Raw genomic sequence first — 627 nt, 5'->3', positions numbered from 1 at the left:
TTCTGCTTGTTCTCTTGTCATTTTCTATCCTTTATTATGGTATTTGTTTGATAAAACCTAACCTTGAAACATTTACACAAAGCTAATTCTATTTTGTTTAATCATTCTAGCACGATTGATAAGAGCATAAAGGGCTATAAATTCATCATTATAGGTAGAAGTGTAATTGTATTTTTCTAAAAATACAACAACTTCCCCATCAAACTCAATACTTTTCCATTCTATAAGCTCTGCTTTAGCATTAGTGATAAAAGAAATATATTTATCTCTTTGTTTATCATGTTTAATACCTGCGCATAAAGGTTTAAGTGCTTCATCATACCAAATCACTTCTAACTTTTCTTCTTTAATAATTCTTAATGTTGCTTCTTTTGTGATATTTTCTTTAATATCTTTCCTATTGTAGCATTTATGCCGATAATTTTCTTGTAGCATTTTATCAATTGCTTCTTTTTCATTATCAAAAGAATAACTAAGTCTAATACTTCCTTGGTCTTCAACATAGAAAGTTTCATATTTATTATTATCAGAATCAAACCACATAGTAAGATGGTATTCTCCTGCATGTTTATAAGAAGGATACCAATCTGTATCAATCAACTTTTCTTCTTTTATAATTAGTTCTGC

1 protein-coding gene is annotated in these 627 nt (G+C 27.9%); it reads right to left on the bottom strand.

What is annotated here, in order from left to right; genetic code table 11:
- Positions 1–72: 72 nt before the first annotated feature.
- Positions 73–627, bottom strand: a 555-nt coding sequence (locus AJ939_RS01055) for a hypothetical protein (RefSeq protein WP_070283376.1), incomplete at its 5' end; no start/stop codon positions are given.

This window comes from Campylobacter sp. BCW_6889, assembly GCF_001762535.1.
GTDB lineage: Bacteria > Campylobacterota > Campylobacteria > Campylobacterales > Campylobacteraceae > Campylobacter_D > Campylobacter_D jejuni.
Note: the sequence above shows the minus strand (reverse complement) of the source record. Positions and strands in the feature narration are given on the sequence as shown.